Source organism: Micromonospora sp. 4G55, assembly GCF_016803375.1.
Genome location: NZ_JAEVHN010000903.1, coordinates 1 through 1963, shown reverse-complemented (window position 1 = coordinate 1963; position 1963 = coordinate 1). Strand labels below are relative to the sequence as shown.

At 76.6% G+C, this 1963-nt stretch carries 2 pseudogenes; both read left to right on the top strand.

The features are described from left to right. The first annotated feature begins 628 nt into the window (after positions 1-628). Positions 629-1292: pseudogene (locus JNW89_RS35900) on the top strand (response regulator). Positions 1293-1355: 63 nt separating this feature from the next. Next, a pseudogene (locus tag JNW89_RS35895) lies at positions 1356-1963 on the top strand (PucR family transcriptional regulator); the annotation flags it as partial.

Sequence of the window (1963 nt, the reverse complement as noted above, 5' to 3'; positions counted from 1 at the left end):
CCGGGAGAGCAGCGTGCAGGGCATGGCCGAGATGCGCCAGCTGATCGGCCTGCTCCGAGGCCCGGCCGGCGAGGACCCGACCGAGGGCCCGACCCGGGTGCTCTCCGCGCCCGGGCTGGACGCCGACCGGGTGGACGCGGCGCTGCGGGTGATCCGGGAGAGCAGCGTGCAGGGCATGGCCGAGATGCGCCAGCTGATCGGCCTGCTCCGAGGCCCGGCCGGCGAGGACCCGACCGAGGGCCCGACCCGGGTACGCCTCGACGAGCTGGACCGGCTGATCGCGCGGATGGCGGCGGCCGGCCTGGCGGTCCGCGCCACCGTCACCGGGACACCGCGGCCGCTGCCGGTCGGGGTCGACCTGGCGGCGTACCGGATCGTGCAGGAGTCGTTGACCAACGCGCTGCGGCACGGCGCGGGCGCGGCGAAGCTCAGCGTGGCGTACGAGCCGGCGGAGGTGGTGGTGACCGTGGAGAACCCGATCGGCGGCGGGAACGGGCGGCTGCCGGGCGCGGGCGCCGGACTGATCGGGATGCGGGAACGGGCGGCGCTGCTGGACGGGCGGTTCTCCGCCGGGCCGCGCGACGGCCGGTGGCGGGTGGTGGCCGCCCTGCCCACCGGGGGCGTCCGGGTGACCGCCGGGGTGCGGGTGGTGCTCGCCGACGACCAGGCGGCGGTGCGGGCCGGGCTGACGCTGATCCTGTCGAGCGCCCCGGAGATCGAGGTGGTCGACGAGGCGGGGGACGGCGAGGAGGCGGTGCGGCTCTGCCGCGACCTGCGCCCGGACGTGGCCGTGCTGGACGTCCGGATGCCCCGGCTGGACGGGATCTCCGCCACCCGGGAGATCGTCGCCGATCAGCTGGCCGACGTGCTGGTGCTCACCACCTTCGACCTCGACGAGTACGTCTTCGCCGCGCTGCGGGCCGGCGCGGCGGGCTTCCTGCTCAAGGACACCGACGCGGCCGGGCTGGTGGCGGCGGTGCGGACCGTCGCGCGGGGCGAGGGGATCATCGCCCCGGCGGTGACCCGGCGGCTGATCACGGCGTTCGCCCGGAGCGCTCCGGCCGCGCCGCCGGCCGCCCGGTCGGCGGTGGCGGCCCTGACCCCCCCGGGAGCGCGACGTGCTCGCCTGCCTCGGTGCCGGGCTGTCCAACCAGCAGATCGCGCGGCGGCTGGCGATGGCGGAAAGCACCACCAAGACCCACGTGAGCCGGATCCTGGCGAAACTGGAGCTGCGCAGCCGGGTACAGGCGGCCATCCTGGCCCAGGAGCTGGGACTGACCGCGCCACAGTGACCGCCCGGCGTGGAGGGCCAGGTCAGCACGTGTCAGGCTGGACCGGTGAGCGAGCCGGGCGGGATGGAGTTGTCGGCCACGCTCCGCCGGATCGAACGGGCGCGGGGGCGTTGGCCACCGCCAGCGTGGCCCGGATGGACGAGAGCCTGCCCTGGTTCCGCGAGCTTCCGGCCGACCAGCGCTCCTGGGTCATGCTGGTGGCCCAGGCCGGGGCCCGGTCCCTGGTGCAGTGGCTGCGCTCGGGCGGCGGCAGCGCGGACAGCACCCAGGAGGTCTCCGACGAGGTCTTCGCCACCGCGCCGGAGGCCCTCGCGCGCTCGATCAGCCTCCAGCAGACGGTGGCGCTGATCAAGGTGACCATCGACGTGGTCGAGGAGCAGGTGTCGCACCTGGCCGCCCCGGGCGAGGAGCAGCAGCTGCGCGAGGCGGTGCTGCGGTTCTCCCGGGAGATCGCCTTCGCCGCCGCCCGGGTGTACGCCCGGGCCGCCGAGTCCCGCGGGTCGTGGGACGCCCGGCTCCAGGCGCTGCTGGTCGACGCGCTGCTGCGCGGCGACTCCCCCGACGTGCTGGCCAGCCGGGCGGCGGCGCTGGGCTGGTCGGACGCGCCGCCGGTGGCGGTGGCGGTGGGCCGCTCCCCCGGCGGAGAGGTGGCCGCCGTGCTGCACACCGTC